Below are 17,351 nucleotides of genomic sequence, written 5' to 3' on the forward strand. Positions count from 1 at the left end.
TTCATTCTCCTTGTAACGGTTCATTGAAGCTGATCCCTCTTGTGTATGCTCCCAACTCCTTTGATCCAAAATCATATTCGTAGATCGCTAGACTGCAGCTTCGAGGCAGTCGAAGTAACAATCCGAGATAAAACATGAAGGCCGTCGGCGCCGCCGCAAATACGTGCACAGACTTGATGCCATCCGATTTGACCTTCCTGACGATTTCCTCGCAAGCCTCCTGAGCGAGCGTGAACGCGTGGTTACCGTCGCGGATCGAGTCGTTCCCGGGCCGGGGAAGAATTTCAAAGGCGAGGGATTGTGCCGCCCGGATGGATCGGTCCGCGAAGTCCTTAACGTCGTTCCACACCGAATGGGTGACACTGAACCCGACGATTAGTTCGTCCGCTTTACCGCCTGCGGCCATGCTGTCGATCCGCCATGTATCGCCGTCCGTACGATCGCCCGTTATGCTCCATACCTCAGGTCGTCTGAATTCGCTTTTCTGAACCGGAACGAATCTCGCCGGGCTCCTTGGTTCGACGCTCATGCCCGCCGCGAAGGCGATGCTGATATGCGTTTCGAGAAGCAAATAGAATGTTTCATCGGAAGCTTGGTATTTTTCGAGAAAATCCGAAACCTCCTTTTTCACGTCCTCGTCCCAGGTTGATCCCGGTCGTAGATGACGTCCTTCAAAATGCGGCGTAAGACAAACCATGTCGTGCGTCAAGTTAGGCATTTCTTCCGCGTATCGCATAAAACTGCGTATTCCGAGCGTCTTCTCTTTCGGATAGCCATGCGACTCTCCAACCCACATGCCGTGCTGCTCCGCGATCTCCTTTATGGTGTCCCGCGTGAAGGACATAGAAACGCCGGTGGCATGAAGCTTCCTGACCAGATCGTCGTATTCGCTAGAAAGTTTGTTCTTGTCGATAGGGCGCAGCCCTGCAAGATGTAGCCTAATGTTGAGTTCCTCCCGGAACCTGACGATATCTGGGCCTTGTACTATACTCATCGCCGAAACGATTTCTCGGAGCTCTTCGTCATCTATTGCGAGATGGTTTTTCCACTCATTTCGCAACACCCACATCGCGGACCTATCCGTTTTTCCTTCGAAGAATCGATCGAGATTCAGTCGTCCGTCTTGGCGGCTCCAGATAGGGGAGAGCACGTCGTCGGGGTGAACTGACGAGGGACTATAGAGGTGATAACCGAAACGCTCTCCCGAACCAAGCTTGGAACGATGAGCATTCAGCAGTTTCTGAAGAAAGGAATTTGTCGTCGCACCGATGTAAGCCGGATCCGTCAAACTCGTGTGCAGGATCGGAGCCGTGTTGTGAGAATGAAACTTCGCCTGGAAAAAATCTTTCGATCTGGAGCCGCCGCCGTCGAGGATAGGTACCGAGTAGGTCACGACAACGTCGTCGAATGATTTAACGTCGTCAACTTCATACTCGACGAGGACCGTCTTAGTGTGAGGGAGGAACAGATCGCAGATCTTCGACCAAAACAGGAGCGATTGATAGTCGTAACCCAATTGAATTGCAAGAACTGATTTAGACATTGCTTCGTTTGCGTAGCTGCACAACGCAAATCATACGCGCGCGCAAGAATAGAACAAATCCTAGAACAATGCAATTCGTTCGGTAGATTTCGTGTTTGTGCTGTACAATATAAAGATATGGCGACGCGAGAACTTCACCCCGTGCAGAAACGGCTGCTCGAATTGCTCAAAAGAAGCATTGACGATCCACTCACCGTACGGGAATTGCAGAGTGAGCTCGACGTGTCATCGCCGAGTGTCGTTCAACATCACATCCGGCAGCTCGAGAAGTACGGCTTCCTGCACCGTAACCCAGGCAATCCACACGATTACCAAATAGTAGCGGATGATCCGGAAAAACGGATCACCTATTTAAATCTCTACGGTCTGGCCAGGTGCGGTCCCGATGGTTCGATTCTAGATGGAAACCCGATAGATAGAATACCGATCGCCAGTCGGCTACTCGGATTTCAGTCAAAGGATGCATTCATGGTTAGAGCTTCGGGTGATTCGATGAGTCCGAAGATAAATGACAAAGACTTGGTGATCGTAAAAAAGGCCCGAACTTGGGTCGACGGGAATATTGTCGTAGCTGTCAATGATTCGGTTGCCGTTATTAAGAAGGTGAATCGAGAAGGTAATGCTTTTATACTCCGATCCATAAATGAGAAGTATCACCCGTTTATCGCGGCTCCGGACTTCCGGGTCGAAGGTGTTGTTCGCAGCATCATCTCCTATACAAAGACATAAGATAATCGGCCGGGCCGGATCAGTCGGAAATAATATTTATTGAGGGGAGTCGCTGGTAACTTGTGCAGATGCGAGCTTCTGTTCAGACAGTATCAGCTAACCAACTATGACGTGGATAAAATGAAGGGCAGCTTCCCAAATGATCGAGATTCGATGGAACAACTTTCGGGCGAAATTCGAAGGGCGCGCGGACAAGGCGTTCGAGCTACTTTGCTATCTTCTTTTTCTTCGTGAGCACCGGTTGCCGGAGAAGGGTCTTTTTGGCTACTACAACCAAATCGGCATTGAGACAGAGCCCGTCCTCATCGACGGCGAGTGGGTCGGGTTCCAGGCAAAATACTCCGACTCGCAGGTCAACGTCTCGGCAATAGAGGAGTCTCTAGGTAAGGCGAAACGCAAACACCCTGATCTACAGAAGGTGGTCGTCTATGTGAACCATGAGTTCACCGAGACCCGTAAAACAACCGACCCACCTAAATCTCAATCAGACCTCGAAAAGTTTGCCGCGAGTTTGGGGCTGACGATCGATTGGAGAGTCAGATCGAACTTCGCTTCGCTTCTCTCCTTACCCGAAAACCAGGATTTCGCGGAACACTTCTTTGTTCTCGAACCCGGACGATCCGAGTTTCTGACCGAGTTGAAGCGCCACACGGCAGAGTTGCTTGATCCTATACGTACTTTGATAGAGATACGCAACACAACGATAAAACTCGACAGAACGAAGGAATTAGAACGCTTGAATTCCATTGGAACGCCCGGACGATTGATCGTAGTTCACGGGCCGGGAGGGGTTGGCAAGACCTCGCTGTTGAAAGAATTCTCCAAGTCCGTTGGGGATGCGATTCCGCTGCTGGTCTTCAGGGCTTCGGAATTTAACGTACGCCACATCAACGATTTTTTTACGCCGTATGGCCGACCTTCGCTTTCCTATTTCATAGATGTCTTCTCAAAGGCGGACAGAAAATATCTGGTGGTCGATTCTGCGGAAAAACTTTCCGATCTAGATGACCACGTCGCATTTCGCGAGTTTCTTCGGCGGCTGATCGATTCCGGTTGGACGATCTTTCTCACGGCACGTGATGTTTACCTCGATAGCCTTACGTTCCAGCTCGTGAATGTTTTCGGTCGGAGTTTTGAAAAGGTTACTTTGACGGCCATTTCGGATGAGGAACTCGATGCGAGTGCCTCTGCATACAAGTATGCGCTTCCGTCATCTGAAAGACTTAGAGAACTCATCCGAAATCCGTTTTACCTTGCCGAGTATCTGCTGTTAACACCTGAGGGCGACATCGGTGGGACGTATGGCGAGTTCAAAAAAAGCCTTTGGAAGAAGAAGATCCGATCCAGCGGGTCAAAAGGTCTGATCGATCGCCGCCGCGAAGAGACCATTCTGGCAATAGCTCGGCATCGCGCTGATTCAGGCTCGTTTACTATGTCGATCACCAATTCAGACGCCGAAGCTTTGCAAGCGCTTGAACTCGATGAAGTGTTAGGTTTCGACGAGGCGAGAGCCGGATACTTCATCACGCACGACATATACGAAGAATGGTCCCTCGAGAAAATAATCGAACAGAATTTCGAACGCCGAGCATCGACGTCGAATTTTTTCGCGTCGATCGGCAATTCACTCCCAATGCGCCGCGCCTTCCGTCACTGGCTATCGGATCGGCTAAGGGATGCTCCTTCGACGGTCAAACAATTCGTAGAGCAATCGATTGCCGACACAACTTTAGGTCAGCACTGGCGCGACGAAGTGCTTATTTCGGTGCTGCTTTCTGACGCTTCGGAAGCATTTTTCGATATGTTCGAGCAGCTGATCTTGATCGACGATTGTGAATTACTGATCCGTCTGATATTCCTCCTCCGAACCGGTTGCAAGGAAATCGATTTCACGCTCGCAAAAGCGATGAGAGAATTTCAGGAAGTTGATGCCGGAACTCTATTCACGCGTCCGATTGGGAGCGGATGGACGTCTGCGATTTCTTTCACCCTTAAGCACATCGACAAGTTCCTGCCGGATCGCATACCGGTGATCGTATCGTTGCTTGAAGATTGGACCCGTTCTAACAAACTTGGCACCGGATCAAGAACCGCAGGATTGATCGCTCTTACCTGCTACAACAGTGTCGTAGACGAGGACACCTACGCAGATAGCAAAATGGTCGAGCGTCTCGTGACGGTCATGTTCAACTCTGCCACCGAGATCAAGCCCGAGCTTGAGATAATTCTTGATGAAGTGATTTCTGCAGGCCAGGTTCAATATCGTCAACGACATTATCAGGTAATCCACTTACTGTGTTCTGAGATGGCAGGGTATACCGCTGCCCAAGCCCTTCCAGTCAAAACGATGAAAGTCGCCGAGCTGTATTGGATGCGTAGCGAAGGTGAAAGGGCCGACGACCATATGGGTGTGGAGCGACTCTTTGATATACGTTTTGTAATGGGTAACGAATATTTCCCTGCAAGTGCGTTTCAAACGCCTATGATCGCCTGGCTTCGAGCTGAACCGTTCGAGGCGTTCAAGTTTCTTCAGCTGCTGAATGAAAAAACCATCGGACACTATTCTAAGTTTGATCCCGATCCTGATGCTGAAGAGATAAACATCGACGTAGACGGCAAGCGGGTCGTCCAGTATGTTGACGCAAGGGTTTGGAATATGTACCGCGCTACGCAGGTAGCTCCGTCGCTGCTTGAATCGATGCACATGGCCCTTGAGCGCATACTGTTCGAGATGGCTGAAGTTTATCCCGAGCCCCTTATCGTTTCCATCTGTAAGAAACTCCTTTCGAAATCGAATTACGGATCGATTACTGCGGTTGTCACTAGCGTAGTTCTGGCACAGCCGGGAAAACTATTTGACGTGGCAAAGATCCTGTTTGCGGATCGCACGATCCTACTGCAAGACAACATTCGCAAACATAACGATGCGACAAGCGCGAGACACCTGTACACGATTCCCTCGATGGGACGAAGGGATATCGACCACCATGTCCAGGAGCGACTGGAAACGTGCGATCAAGAGCATCGCAAATGGAGCCTTGAAGACCTCGCCCGCAATTATCAGTACTTTGACTATTTTAATGATCCAAAGCTCGCAGCGGAACGTCAGTCGGAGATCTGGGAAATACTCGATCGTCACTACTACAAACTGCCCCCTGATAACGAGCAGTCCGAAGACGATAGAGCGTGGCGGATGGCCCTGGCGCGAATGGACCGAAGGAAAATTACTACAAAGGTCGAGGCGGAAGAGGGTACTGAACGGATGATCGTGAGTTTTCATCCGGAGATCGCCCCGGATCTGCAGGACTATCAAGAAGAAGGCTCGACGATGACTGCCCAGTTTACAGAGTTCCTACCATTGAAACTCTGGGCGATTGAACGGTTCGAGAAAAGAACACCCGACGAAAACCAGTTTGACGGTGATCCATCAACGGCCTTCGAGAAATCATGTGAGATAACGGCACGTCTTGAAGACATCAAGGAACAGGGCGAGCGAAGTCGTTTTTGGTTGATAAACGGATCAACTCCCTCATACGTCTCCGCGATCCTTCTTCGTGATCATTTCGACGAGCTCTCTCCTGAGCAGGTAGAATCTTGCGCCGAAGTACTGCTCAACTTCGCGACGCTCCCGTTGATACGAGAGAATTACTTTTATCAGAGCGGAGACGGGGTTGAGCCCGCGATCACCAGCTTGGGTGTCGTCTTCGCGCGATGCCCTGAACTTCGTACAGAAGTTAAAGAGATTCTGCTATTACATTTGCTCTCTAGGATAACCGATACATCAATCCTTGCGAGACGAAGCATTCTGCAGCACCTCTGGAAAACGCATCCCGCCGACGCTGAGTCATTGCTTTGTGGTTTCCTTTCCCTCAAAGCGAGTTACGATAAACTGGCGGAAAAACACTATTTCGATAAGAGAAGAAACTGGCACAATGACAACGCGGAAGAAGTCGTCGCCGGTACAGTTGAGAGTTTCTCCACGATCTTTGCAAAGGAAAACGTGGAGTTGTTCGGGCGCGTAAACGACAACGAAATTGAACTGTCCGAATTTGGAGACTTCAATGACATTCCAGCTGAAGTATTGTCAAATGCCCTCGACCTTTTGCCATTGGGTACCGACGCACCTGCTCACAAAGAACTGATCAATCTAGCCGGGGTACAACTATCTGAACCTGATATCCTAGCTGACGCAGATAGCCAGTCAGGCTTTCTTCTGAAGCGACGTACAATGCAGAAGTTTGCGAACCTGGTGATATCAGCCGTACCGTCTGATGCCGTCGCATTTGTTCGCCCTTTCGTCGAAACATTCAACTCTTCAGTTGTTCCGGATTTGTTCGAGCAACTGATCTTCGCTGAGGACGAGCTCAGACAATACGAGTCGTTCTGGGAAGTGTGGCAAGCTTTCTACCCGAAGCTGGTTGAACACGGTAAGACTCGAAGATGGAGGGATAGGCCTGATCGGTCGATCAGAAACTACTTCTTAGCGTGGGAATACTGGAAGACGGAATCAAAGTCTTGGCCTTCGATTCGGGATCGCGAGAAAGTCTTCTTCCAGAACGCTGTCCGCGAATTAGGCCAACATCCATCTGCGTTTTACGGGATCTCTCGGTTCCTTAACGAGATCGGAAGCTCTTTTCTTAATGAAGGGATCGGATGGATCAGTGACCTACTTAAGCTAGGGCCATCACCCGCAACTGAATCCCCTGAGACAAATACAACCTACTATTTGGAACTGCTGGCTCGACGTTATGCTGATCTCGAACGACGAACGATTCGAAGCTCGCCTGAAGCAAGGGATCGAATAATACGTATTCTCGACTATTTGGTCGAACAAGGTTCCATAAATGCTTTTCTACTGCGTGATCAGCTTGCCTGATTTGCATGTCGTTATCGACCAATTAAGTTCCTTGTCCGGTCCCAGACACCTTTAAAGTAGGCGAAAAGGTCTAAATTATGGCATCAGATGAGGTCGGCGCATAACCCACTGAGATTCTATTTCTTTCATAGAATCTCATTAAGAACATTCTTCGGTCGTGACCTCTTTTTGACGCTTCGGTTCTATTTCCAACATCCGCTGTGGGGAACATCAAGCTGTTTCACCGCTTCAAGCATTAGATCTGCATCGGTTTCAGCGTATATGTTCGTGATACTCATGTCTGAGTGTGCGAAGAGATTCTGTACGATCAGAGGATTTGTATTTCTTCGGATAAGTTCACTGGCGAAGTAGGTTCTTAGGTCGTGAAAATGATAGTTCTCTTCTCGAGTTCCATCTGGTTTATTGATCTTGGCTCTTATTAGAGCGGGATGCCATCGTTTGCGAAAATCGACAATCGGAAACGGAAGTTGCCTGTCGGCAATCAATTCTCGCAAGACGGATGTCGCGGTTGCGTTGATCGGAACCGATCTAGGGGGGCGACCTTTCGAACCAATAACCCAAATTCGCTGATTCTCAAAATCGATAACACTTTCGTCAAGAGCCAAGAGTTGGCCCCGACGCAGTGGCGTATTAACGGCCAACTGGACAAGCCTATAAAGTAATCGGTCCGATTCGAGCTCCTTCCAGAGAGCTTCTTTTTGCTCGGCTGTGAGCAGTCTTTTTCGAGGTGGCGGTTCCGGAAGTGCTTTCACATACTGCATCGGATTGCGCTCAAGGAGATCCTCTTCACAAGCGAGGCTGAAGATCTTGGACAGGGTCGACATGATCCTGTTTATCGAGGACGGCGAAATGGTGCTCTTCTTCTTCCGCTGGTTTTTTCCATATTGCAATTTCGATCTGCAGTCACGGCAGTCTTGCGGGGTAATGGAATGCAATGGTTGATCCTTGAGGTGCGTCAAGAGCTGCTTTATGTAGAGGTTTTTCGCGCCTTTATTTACATTGTTCTGCTCAACATACTTTCGATATGTCATCTCAACAAACTGACCAAAGGTAATTGTCGTGTCTGTCAGCCCAAACGCTCTGTCGAAAAGCTGCTTCACCAATTGTCGTACAGCAAGTTCAGCTTCTTCCTTGGTCCGCGCGGTCGGAATAACCTGATGAATGGTCTTATGCCCTTTAACTCGTCTGTATACCCACCAGCGAGCTGCCGCATACGCCGGATGCTTAGCGTTTATCCGCTTACCGTTATATTTCTTAAAAACTGACATACGCTTAGTAATTCGCTAACCAGGCATCCACTTCAGTTCTGTTGAAAGTTGGCCGGCCCACTCCGTGAAATGGAAGGCCATTTTTCCTCATCCATCGATTGATCGTTGCTCCCGATTTCTTCAAATACTTCGCAACTTCGGACTTCGTCATGATCTGCGGCGGCTGAGATGAATGTATAGCTTTTTCGATGGCCCCCGCGACGGAGGTGTCGATCAAGCGAATCAGCTCTTCTTTTTCTATCGTGATAATTTCAACCATTTCCTGAACCTCCGATCACCAGTTGGCAAAAAATGTGCCTCGCCAAAAAGCCATTAAAATAGACAGCATCGGCCATAAAAGTCGCGAAAACGCGCCATTCGACGCAGTTTTGCACCACACAAAGGATGTTTATAAACCAGCCCGATCAAGAGTGATGATCTTTGAGAGTTTTGAGCAGAAAAAGGATGACAAAAAGAATACTGCAACCAACCTGCAACCAAGTCAAAAAAATGGGGCTTCCAGCAATCGCTGAAAGCCCCATGTTTATTGGTCGGGACGACGAGATTTGAACTTGCGACCTCTCGCACCCCAAGCGAACGCGCTACCAGACTGCGCTACGTCCCGAAAAGTCGAATTGTTAGATTAGTTTTACAACCGGGAATTGTCAAACCTACCGTTGCGAACGATCCAATCTGTTATGCCACCGGTTTGGGCTTAAGGATCTCGCGCAACTCCAAAAGGTTTTGGGCAAGTGATTTTATTGCCTCGTGCTGATCGCCATCGAACACTGGGGGGATGTCGAACGGCAGTGGCGGCTCAAGTACGGGTTCCGACCGCTTGAAACCAGCGTCAAAGAGCATAGGGGCACTGTTTCTAGCGGGTTCAACGACCGTATGTGATACCACGGCAGGCGTTGGGGTCACAATTACTTCTTCACGGCGTTCAGATCTCGGCCTGAACCCGTCTTTAATTTCCTGTTGAAGCTTTTTCCGAGCGCCGGCGATCGTAAACATCTCGTTGTACAGAAGTTGCTTTATCCGAAGAGCAATCTCCACATCTCGCCGACGGTAGCTTCTTTGACCGGATTTATTCTTTTGAGGCGAAAGCATCGAAAACTCAGTTTCCCAATACCGAAGTACGTGGGCCTGAACATCGAGAAGTTCACACACTTCACCGATCTTGAAATAGATTTTCTCAGGTATCACTACAGGTTCTTGTGCCATCGACGAGGAGATTGTGTTAAAGTTTTTTCTAAGACTGTCAAGCGTTATTGTATGTATTTAATAAAGTTGTGTCAATGAGAAAGTAATGCGAACAGAATTTGAAATGATCGAAAGCCTAAAGCATTCTTTCAACCTGAAAAGGATTGGCGACGATTGTGCGGTACTGCCAAAGGACGCTTACACCGACCTCGTAGTCACGGCCGATATGCTTGTCGAAGATGTTGATTTCCGACTGCATTGGGCGACAGCCGAACAGATCGGACACAAATCACTTGCAGTTTCACTTTCCGACGTTGCCGCAATGGGGGGACGCCCAATGTGGGCGTTGGTTTCGATAGCCGTGCCCGATCGACTGTGGAATTCTGGATTTGTCGATAGATTCTTTGCCGGCTGGCACTCTATTGCAGCAGAATTCGACGTAGAACTCGTCGGCGGTGACATATCCGGATCGCCGAATTCGCTCGTGATCGATTCAGTCGTCGGTGGTGAGGTAAAAAAAGGGAAAGCGATCTTGAGATCCGGAGCAAAAGTGGGAGATTCAATCTACGTTAGCGGATCGCTAGGCGGAGCGGCGGGCGGTCTTTATATACTTGAATCGACCGGAAATGTGGCAAGCTTAGACACTGAAATGGTTCTCCGGCAACTTCAACCGTCGCCTCATGTATTACTCGCTAATTCATTGGTTTCATTGTATGTACTATCATCGATGGTTGATATTAGCGATGGCCTATCGTCGGACCTCGGTCATATCTGCCGTTCAAGCAATGTGGGCGCCCGGATATATGCCGAACGCATTCCGATCGATTCCGATCTGGCTGATATATTAGACCCAAAGTCGGCACTCCAAAAGGCTCTAAATGGCGGCGAGGATTTTGAACTTTTATTCACCTCGAGTAATCCTAACATCTCACTGAACGAACAGTTTCGAATTACAAAGATAGGTGAAATTACTGAACGTAACGAGTCGGTAAAAATAGTTATTGACGGCAAGTCCTGCGAATTATCGTCAGGCGGATTTCAACATTTTTGAACGTTGAAGACTCCCTCCAGACCCAAAGTTCAAATGGCTATATCTTGCACAAATGACCCAAATAATATTACATTAGGAGCATAAATTTACGGAGGAGAAGGGTTTGCTCACAGGACGCGTTTTACTGTTGAACTTTTCGTATGAACCGCTCGGCACCGTCGGTGTGGCTCGTGCTGTTTGTTTATGGTTTCGTGGTGCAGTTTTTGTCGAAGAAAATGACGGAGACAATGTGCTTCATTCGCCCTCGACAATATTCCCCGTTCCATCAGTCGTACGTTTGCGGCATTACGTTCACGTTCGTCGAAACAACCGTGAAACAACGATGAAACGTGCGAGGATTTACATCCGCGACCGTTACCGTTGCCAATACTGTGGTGAGAGCAAACACGCCAAGGAACTCACCCTCGATCATATTTTCCCGCGTGCACAGGGCGGTGAGAGTACGCCCCAGAATTTAGTAACTGCCTGCGTAAAATGCAACCAACGCAAGGGCAATCGAACGCCTGAGCAGGCTAGAATGCCGCTACTTACATCCCAAAAGTTGTTACGATTGGGTCTCGACCACGTTTTACTTTGTCACTACGCTGAGAGTCGCCCCGCATGGCGGAAATATCTGTTTATGGATGACCTCGACGACGAAACGGTCCAAGCGGTCGCCGCTTAAGATCAGATTATTATTTTTTTTACAAGCAACTGCCGACCAGTGCAGGTTTTGCGGATCTGACAATGTAGATCTAAGTTTTCTGCGCTTTTCTAGCGTAATATTTCCCAAGTCGTTCGGACGTTTATGATGAGCCCAATGAGATATAAGACAGAAACCGAGATCGCAGAAGTTGTTCGAGGATTTGAAGAAACGACGATCAGCCGCGATGAATGGAGACATGCCGAGCACTTGACGCTTGCCCTGCACTATCTAACGCTTTACGACTATGAAACGGCGACACAACAAATGCGCCAAGGTATATTCAGGCTCTTAAAATCATTTGGCGTCGATCTGACTAATGAAATGCCGTATCACGAGACATTGACGGTGTTTTGGATGAAATCCGTGAACGAATTTAACAAGGACAATGAAAGCTCGTCGCTATTTGATAAGGCGAATAATTTGATAGCGAATCACGATAAAGACCTTCCGCTCAAGTTTTACACTCGCGAACATCTCTTTTCCGACAAAGCTCGGGCCCAATTCGTCGAGCCTGATATCGTCAACTTGTCTTAGTTAATTCTTATTATAAGTCTCCGAAACAATCGACCCAATCCGTATAATTTCCGCGGTGAACTCCAGCCCAAACAGAACCTAGAGAGTTATAATCCGTCAGACCTCGGGAAATGTGCTTTCCAGTCCAAGGTCCATTGCTTACTGAACGAAATTGTGGTTCCATTGCTCGAACGTCCGCCCAAGTACTATCGCCGGAGACCTCGTATATTACATTTACGTGTCGCTTGCTCGATCCAAATTCCGTGAATGCGATGAGTATTGGACCGCACATTAAAAGGTCACGAACCTTGTCGTATGTGAAAGAACTGGCCGTTTGAAATTCGTGCAAATGCATACCATTTTCGCGAATAATTGATTTCATATCAGCATCCGGCATGCCGCCTTGCTGTGTTGCTCGAGATTTGTAGCGATTCCACAAGGCTGTTTGCGATGCGTTGATCGACATTGCTGCCTTGTACCACCATTTAAGTGATGCGGCCCAGCAGGCCATATCATTAATTTGTTTCACTGCCGGAATGTTTCTGTATTTGCCCATAATTTTCACATCTGAAACCGGAGCGAAATACTCGGTCTGATGTACCAGTAATATTGACGCGGCGTCCGCCTCTTTTTGCCTAAGTCAACAAAAAAAGCGAAATTAACGCGACTGAGTTATAATTTTAGGTTTACTAATTATGTTGTCCTTTTTTAACACACTTTCGCGTCAAATCGAAGAATTTCAGCCGATGGAAGATGGCAAGGCTCGAATGTATATCTGCGGGCCGACGGTCTGGAATTTTGCTCATATTGGTAACTTCCGGACGTTTATTTTTGGGGATATTCTACGTCGATATTTGAAATTTAAGGGCTACGAGCTGACGCACGTGATGAACCTGACCGATATCGACGACCGTATCATCAAGGAAGCCGCCGCGAGAAACATTTCGATCGATGAATTCACAGAGCCTTTTGCTCAGTACTTTCTCGAAGATTTTGACGCATTGGGCAATGAACGGCCGGAAATAATTCCGCGCGCCACTCACCATATTGCCGAAATGGTCGAGATCATTTCCAAATTATTGGCCAATGGCCACGCATATGAGTCAGACGGTTCGATCTATTACCGAATATCTGCGTTTCCGGAGTACGGCAAATTATCAAAGATCAGCTTTTCGGGCAATATTGCGGGCGGGAGTGAGCGGATCGACACTGATAAGTACGATAAGGAAGATGCTCGCGATTTCGCTCTGTGGAAGCTTGTTGGCGAAAACGACCATCCGGGCTGGGATGCACCTTTTGGGAGAGGGCGTCCGGGATGGCATATTGAATGTTCCGCGATGGCAATGAAATATCTCGGCGAATCGTTTGATCTCCACGCGGGCGGTATGGACCTACAGTTTCCGCATCACGAAAACGAGATCGCGCAGAGTGAAGGCTCGACCGGTAAACAATTTGCCAAATATTGGCTCCACAGCGAATTCTTGAAGATCGATGACGTGACAATGTCGAAATCGACGGGTAATTTCTTCACGTTTCGAGACCTTCGCGACCAAGGATATTCTCCGCTTGCTATCCGATACCTTTTACTTTCAGTACCGTATCGCAAGCAGCTAAACTTCACGTTCGAAGGGTTGCAGGGTGCCGAGAGCACCGTAGAGCGACTTCGTACTTTCAGACGCTTGGTATCGGAAGCCGTCACGGACAATGGAGTTCACGAAGGTGTTATGGCAGCGGTAGAGAATTCGCTCCAAACCTTCGAATCGGCAATGGACGACGATCTCAATACCGCGGCAGGTCTGGCCGCCATCCACGATCTGGCCCGTGAGGTCAATTCGGTGGTCGCAAAGGGGGGGCTTCGATCCGACGATAAGGCGGCGGTCATTGACGCGATAGCCAAATTTGATAGTGTATTGGGAATTTTTGGCGAGATGGACGTTGAGTTTCTCGATGATGAGATCGAGGCACTCATTTCCGATCGACAAGAGGCTAGGCGAAACCGGAATTTTGAGAGATCAGACCAAATTCGTGATCTACTTGCAGAAAAAGGGATAATGCTTGAGGACACAAAAGACGGGGTCCGATGGAAGCGGAAATAGTATCGATTAGTGCACAAGATTCACTTTGCAAATCGGATAAGTAATGCGGCCTCTGTGCCGGCCGCGATCATCTTTCGATCCGTAACTCGATAACCCCTAGAAACAAAATTGCTGATCGGCGGCTGAGTGTCATCCAAGGTCTTTGCTCGAAACATCAACCAGAATGCCTGATCAGTTACGTCTCCAGCGTTTTTGGTCGAAATTTCACCGAATCCGCGAGGCAGAAAATAGGCGGTATCTTCAATCATTTCATCGATCCCGACGAGTTTGGTAATTTGTGAGTGCGTTGAATTTGCGTGCACAGCAAACCACAAGTGATACCCAACTAGATCCTCAAAGACGAATATCGGTTCATCGATTCCAGTTTGTTGCACGGTTACCGATAATGGCTCCCAGGCACACCAGACGTAATTGTTTGGCTCACTTCGCACCGATTTGACGAATGCTACCGTCGCCAGCAAAACAAAGATGGACGAAAATATAGCAGGAACAGCGTTGGAACGCAGTCGCCCGATCACAATTCCGGCCAATATCGCAAATGGGCCAAACACTACGATCAAATGGCGGGTACCCCAAATCGAGTAAGGTGATAGCCAACTGACTCCAAACGCTATTGCACAAGGCACGATCACAAATAAGGCCAGCAACCCGATCCCGTTGCGTGGATCACGTTCCACAGAATTCCAATTAACGGCCACGATTACCACAATGGCCAACATCAATATTATTATAGGTATAATTACGGACACGTCCGTGAATGGCTCTGCACTACTCGCCTGAAAATAGAAGGGCTCAATAACGCCGGTAATTAAGTGAATTAATTGAAATAAGCCGGGTTTCTGCATCCATCCGATGTTTTGACCAACTCCCCCCCCTGCATTCGACGATCTTAGAACGGCGATTACCCAAGGCAAAAAACCAACAAAGACCCCAGCAAACATCAGAATGATCGGCCGGATCTTAATTCGTTGAAAGATAACGATCGCAAGGACTTCCCCGGTGATAACAAACCATCCGAAATAGTGGCTGTAGACGAGGATCAGATTAACGACGATGAGTGCAGATAGGCTTTTTCCCCTAATAAAATAGCGAATAAAGAGCCAAATCGAAATAAGTGAGAGTAGCTGAAGCAAGCTATACATACGCACTTCTTGCGCGTATTTGACCAGCGAACCGTTGACCGCAAAAATCAGGAGACCCACCGTTCTCTGCCAAAACGAAAGCCGAAGTTCCTTCGCGATCATCAAAAACGGAAAGATACAAATACACGAAAGTGTCACCGGCAAAATCCGTAACCATACGAGGCTCTCGCCGCCGACAGATATCCACAATTTTAATAAAACGTAAAAAAGCGGTGGATGGATCAGATCGAGTGCGACAAAGGACAGAATAGTCTGCCAACCGTGCTCCGCGGCGTGAACACTGAATATTTCATCGAACCAGAGGCAACTCCGATCAAGTCCCCAAAATCGAGAAAATACGGCTATACACACGATCAGAACAGTCGCGGCAATACCGATCTTTGTCCGAGTCGACATTTATAGTGAAACGCCGTCACAGAGTTTGCCGCCAATGCTCGTGTAACTTAACAAAACTTCTTTGTAGGTGTCAGTATCGCGGCAGAATGAGTGGCAGCGATCGTAAGGCTTAGAATATATATGAATGCTTACCGCTCGTTCGCGATATTCGTCGAGGTTTAGTATTTGATGAACAGGTGCCTCAAGATCAACTGCGGCCGCCGTATAATCAGCAAGCTCAAATGAATCAGTTTCTTCAAGTTTGCAATAATTTCGCGAAGGATCCATCTCCATAACACGAAAGTTCTGACCGCTTAGACGGCCAACCGGAACCGTCATCCAGCATTTTTGATCCCAATGATCGTGAATGCGAGAGGCCTGTCCTATCTCCCAGCAAATCACTAACATTTCAAATCGCTCATCTTTATGTATCAGATTTCGGGTGTAGTAATTCGGGCTCCAAAACACATATGGTTCCAGCGACTCAGCCGCGACCGAATTTTCACGCAGAAAGCCGTAAACCCCTTCACAAGTAAATGCCTCATCCGGGATACCCTTAAGGCCCTGCACCAATTTTTCTATTGAGATCATAAATTCCATGGCGATGCCAAAATTCCCTTCCGAAAACGATTGCAACAAAATAGTCGAAACATTCTGACTTTTTGCAGAACCCGTTCCGGTGCTTTATAATGGGTGTTTTGTCATCGTTGATTGATTTTCACCCTTATAGTAGTACGGAGGAACTTGATTTGCCAAAAGTAGTAACACGTCAAAAAGCCGAGTCCGAGAAATCGAAGGCCTCGACGAATGGAGATGGAAAGCCGTCGGACGACCCCGCGAAGAAAAGCGGAGCCATCGACGTTGCCCAGATAGAACTAGAGAAAGCCGAGTATCAGCAGCGTAAAGCCTCGCAACTCGAGTCGATCAAGCGTACCGACAAGACGCTTCTGCGGGAAATGTTATATCAGATGGTGCTTGGCCGTATCTTTGAAGAGAAATGTGCCGAAGTGTACCGAATGGGTAAGATCGGCGGATTTTGCCATCTATACATTGGACAAGAAGCGATCGGTATTGGATCGATAATGGCGCTCGAGCCGACCGATATGGTGATCACATCATACCGTGACCACGTCCAGGCGATGGTCAAGGGCCTTACACCTGAAAGTGTTATGGCGGAGCTTTATGGAAAGAAAGGCGGATGCGTCGGCGGCAAAGGCGGTTCGATGCATATGTTCTCTAAAGAACACGAATTCTACGGCGGTCACGGAATCGTCGGCGGGCAGATCGGCGTGGGAACGGGTATGTCCTATGCTGCCAAATACAAGGGTACCGATCAGGTGACACTTTGTTTCTTTGGTGAAGCTGCCGTCAACCAGGGTATTTTCCACGAGTCGCTCAATATGGCTCAACTATGGAAACTTCCTTGTATTTTCATTTGTGAAAACAACCAATACGGAATGGGCACGTCCCAAGCCAGAGCGATGAGTTCGCGGAGTATCGCCAAGAAAGCCGATGCCTACGAGATGGCGAACGAATTTGTCGATGGAATGGACGTAATGGCGGTGCGTGATGCGACGATACGAGCGATCGAAAGGGCTCGGCACGACGGTTCCCCGACGCTGCTCGAGGTTCGTGCATATCGTTATATGGGACACTCGATGTCCGACCCCGGTAATTATCGAACGCGCGAAGAGATCGCACGTTATCAGGAGCGCGACCCGATCGTTCTCTTTAAGGACAGTCTAAAAGAAGCAAAGGTTCTTACTGACAAGGATTTCGAAAAGATTCACAACGACGCGGTCGAGGCAGTTCAGCGTTCGGTTCAGTTCGCCGACGATAGCCCGTTCCCTGATGAAAGTGAATTAATGACCGACGTTTACGCTTAAAGGAT

At 48.5% G+C, this 17,351-nt stretch carries 15 protein-coding genes and 1 tRNA gene; 8 read left to right on the plus strand and 8 right to left on the minus strand.

Features of this window, described 5'->3' with window-relative positions; translation table 11 throughout:
- Position 1: 1 nt before the first annotated feature.
- Positions 2–1,393, minus strand: a complete 1,392-nt coding sequence (locus IPQ00_07495; GenBank protein MBL0240401.1) for an SAVED domain-containing protein — start codon at positions 1,391–1,393, stop codon at positions 2–4.
- Between the two features lie 267 nt (positions 1,394–1,660).
- Between IPQ00_07495 and IPQ00_07500 the strand changes: the two genes are divergently transcribed.
- On the plus strand, positions 1,661–2,272 hold the full coding sequence (locus IPQ00_07500; GenBank protein ID MBL0240402.1) for a helix-turn-helix domain-containing protein: 612 nt from the start codon (positions 1,661–1,663) through the stop codon (positions 2,270–2,272).
- 139 nt (positions 2,273–2,411) lie between these two features.
- Positions 2,412–7,148 (plus strand): ATP-binding protein, encoded by a 4,737-nt coding sequence (locus IPQ00_07505; GenBank protein ID MBL0240403.1) that lies wholly within the window; start codon positions 2,412–2,414, stop codon positions 7,146–7,148.
- A 182-nt stretch (positions 7,149–7,330) separates the two neighbouring features.
- On the opposite strand, the gene IPQ00_07510 is transcribed toward IPQ00_07505, so the two are convergent.
- Together IPQ00_07510 and IPQ00_07515 are read right to left on the minus strand one after the other, a co-directional pair.
- Positions 7,331–8,416 (minus strand): site-specific integrase, encoded by a 1,086-nt coding sequence (locus IPQ00_07510; protein MBL0240404.1) that lies wholly within the window; start codon positions 8,414–8,416, stop codon positions 7,331–7,333.
- Positions 8,417–8,420: 4 nt separating this feature from the next.
- Positions 8,421–8,675 carry a helix-turn-helix domain-containing protein gene (locus IPQ00_07515; protein ID MBL0240405.1) on the minus strand — a complete coding sequence of 85 codons (255 nt, stop codon included), beginning with the start codon at positions 8,673–8,675 and terminating at the stop codon, positions 8,421–8,423.
- A gap of 22 nt (positions 8,676–8,697) precedes the next feature.
- On the opposite strand from IPQ00_07515, the gene IPQ00_07520 reads away from it, so the two are divergent.
- The gene (locus IPQ00_07520; protein ID MBL0240406.1) at positions 8,698–8,928 is read left to right on the plus strand and encodes a hypothetical protein; all 231 of its coding nucleotides are present in this window, start codon (positions 8,698–8,700) and stop codon (positions 8,926–8,928) included.
- Between the two features lie 15 nt (positions 8,929–8,943).
- On the opposite strand, the gene IPQ00_07525 is transcribed toward IPQ00_07520, so the two are convergent.
- Positions 8,944–9,020 (minus strand) — tRNA-Pro (locus tag IPQ00_07525).
- Between the two features lie 71 nt (positions 9,021–9,091).
- On the minus strand, positions 9,092–9,619 hold the full coding sequence (locus IPQ00_07530; GenBank protein ID MBL0240407.1) for a MerR family transcriptional regulator: 528 nt from the start codon (positions 9,617–9,619) through the stop codon (positions 9,092–9,094).
- An 85-nt stretch (positions 9,620–9,704) separates the two neighbouring features.
- Here IPQ00_07530 and thiL point away from each other — a divergent pair, with 85 nt between their 5' ends.
- The 3 genes from thiL (at position 9,705) to IPQ00_07545 (ending at position 11,868) form a co-directional block, all read left to right on the plus strand.
- The gene (thiL, locus tag IPQ00_07535; protein MBL0240408.1) at positions 9,705–10,649 is read left to right on the plus strand and encodes a thiamine-phosphate kinase; all 945 of its coding nucleotides are present in this window, start codon (positions 9,705–9,707) and stop codon (positions 10,647–10,649) included.
- 127 nt (positions 10,650–10,776) lie between these two features.
- The gene (locus tag IPQ00_07540) at positions 10,777–11,313 is read left to right on the plus strand and encodes an HNH endonuclease (protein MBL0240409.1); all 537 of its coding nucleotides are present in this window, start codon (positions 10,777–10,779) and stop codon (positions 11,311–11,313) included.
- A 135-nt stretch (positions 11,314–11,448) separates the two neighbouring features.
- Entirely contained in the window at positions 11,449–11,868 is a 420-nt protein-coding gene (locus tag IPQ00_07545; GenBank protein MBL0240410.1) for a hypothetical protein, read from the plus strand.
- 10 nt (positions 11,869–11,878) lie between these two features.
- Here the strand turns inward: IPQ00_07545 and IPQ00_07550 are convergent, their stop codons facing one another.
- Complete coding sequence (locus IPQ00_07550) at positions 11,879–12,403, minus strand: hypothetical protein (GenBank protein ID MBL0240411.1); 525 nt, start codon at positions 12,401–12,403, stop codon at positions 11,879–11,881.
- A 136-nt stretch (positions 12,404–12,539) separates the two neighbouring features.
- Between IPQ00_07550 and IPQ00_07555 the strand changes: the two genes are divergently transcribed.
- Positions 12,540–13,943 carry a cysteine--tRNA ligase gene (locus tag IPQ00_07555; protein MBL0240412.1) on the plus strand — a complete coding sequence of 468 codons (1,404 nt, stop codon included), beginning with the start codon at positions 12,540–12,542 and terminating at the stop codon, positions 13,941–13,943.
- 20 nt (positions 13,944–13,963) lie between these two features.
- Here the strand turns inward: IPQ00_07555 and IPQ00_07560 are convergent, their stop codons facing one another.
- Together IPQ00_07560 and IPQ00_07565 are read right to left on the minus strand one after the other, a co-directional pair.
- Entirely contained in the window at positions 13,964–15,481 is a 1,518-nt protein-coding gene (locus IPQ00_07560; protein ID MBL0240413.1) for a glycosyltransferase family 39 protein, read from the minus strand.
- A complete protein-coding gene (locus IPQ00_07565; protein MBL0240414.1) occupies positions 15,482–16,051 on the minus strand; it encodes a cysteine dioxygenase family protein in 570 nt (189 codons plus the stop codon). It abuts the gene before it with no gap.
- A gap of 365 nt (positions 16,052–16,416) precedes the next feature.
- Here IPQ00_07565 and pdhA point away from each other — a divergent pair, with 365 nt between their 5' ends.
- Positions 16,417–17,346 (plus strand): pyruvate dehydrogenase (acetyl-transferring) E1 component subunit alpha, encoded by a 930-nt coding sequence (gene pdhA, locus IPQ00_07570; GenBank protein ID MBL0240415.1) that lies wholly within the window; start codon positions 16,417–16,419, stop codon positions 17,344–17,346.
- Positions 17,347–17,351 lie beyond the last annotated feature (5 nt).

It is taken from the genome of Chloracidobacterium sp., assembly GCA_016720705.1.
In the GTDB taxonomy this organism is placed as follows: Bacteria; Acidobacteriota; Blastocatellia; order Pyrinomonadales; family Pyrinomonadaceae; genus OLB17.

Coding starts and splice junctions, on each gene's coding strand:
- IPQ00_07530 (MBL0240407.1), bottom strand. CDS start 9,619: ATGGCACAAGAACCTGTAGTGATACCTGAGAAAATCTATTTCAAGATC.
- IPQ00_07565 (MBL0240414.1), bottom strand. CDS start 16,051: ATGATCTCAATAGAAAAATTGGTGCAGGGCCTTAAGGGTATCCCGGAT.
- IPQ00_07505 (MBL0240403.1), top strand. CDS start 2,412: ATGATCGAGATTCGATGGAACAACTTTCGGGCGAAATTCGAAGGGCGC.
- IPQ00_07510 (MBL0240404.1), bottom strand. CDS start 8,416: ATGTCAGTTTTTAAGAAATATAACGGTAAGCGGATAAACGCTAAGCAT.
- pdhA (MBL0240415.1), top strand. CDS start 16,417: ATGTTATATCAGATGGTGCTTGGCCGTATCTTTGAAGAGAAATGTGCC.
- IPQ00_07500 (MBL0240402.1), top strand. CDS start 1,661: ATGGCGACGCGAGAACTTCACCCCGTGCAGAAACGGCTGCTCGAATTG.
- IPQ00_07560 (MBL0240413.1), bottom strand. CDS start 15,481: ATGTCGACTCGGACAAAGATCGGTATTGCCGCGACTGTTCTGATCGTG.
- IPQ00_07550 (MBL0240411.1), bottom strand. CDS start 12,403: ATGGGCAAATACAGAAACATTCCGGCAGTGAAACAAATTAATGATATG.
- IPQ00_07545 (MBL0240410.1), top strand. CDS start 11,449: ATGAGATATAAGACAGAAACCGAGATCGCAGAAGTTGTTCGAGGATTT.
- thiL (MBL0240408.1), top strand. CDS start 9,705: ATGCGAACAGAATTTGAAATGATCGAAAGCCTAAAGCATTCTTTCAAC.
- IPQ00_07515 (MBL0240405.1), bottom strand. CDS start 8,675: ATGGTTGAAATTATCACGATAGAAAAAGAAGAGCTGATTCGCTTGATC.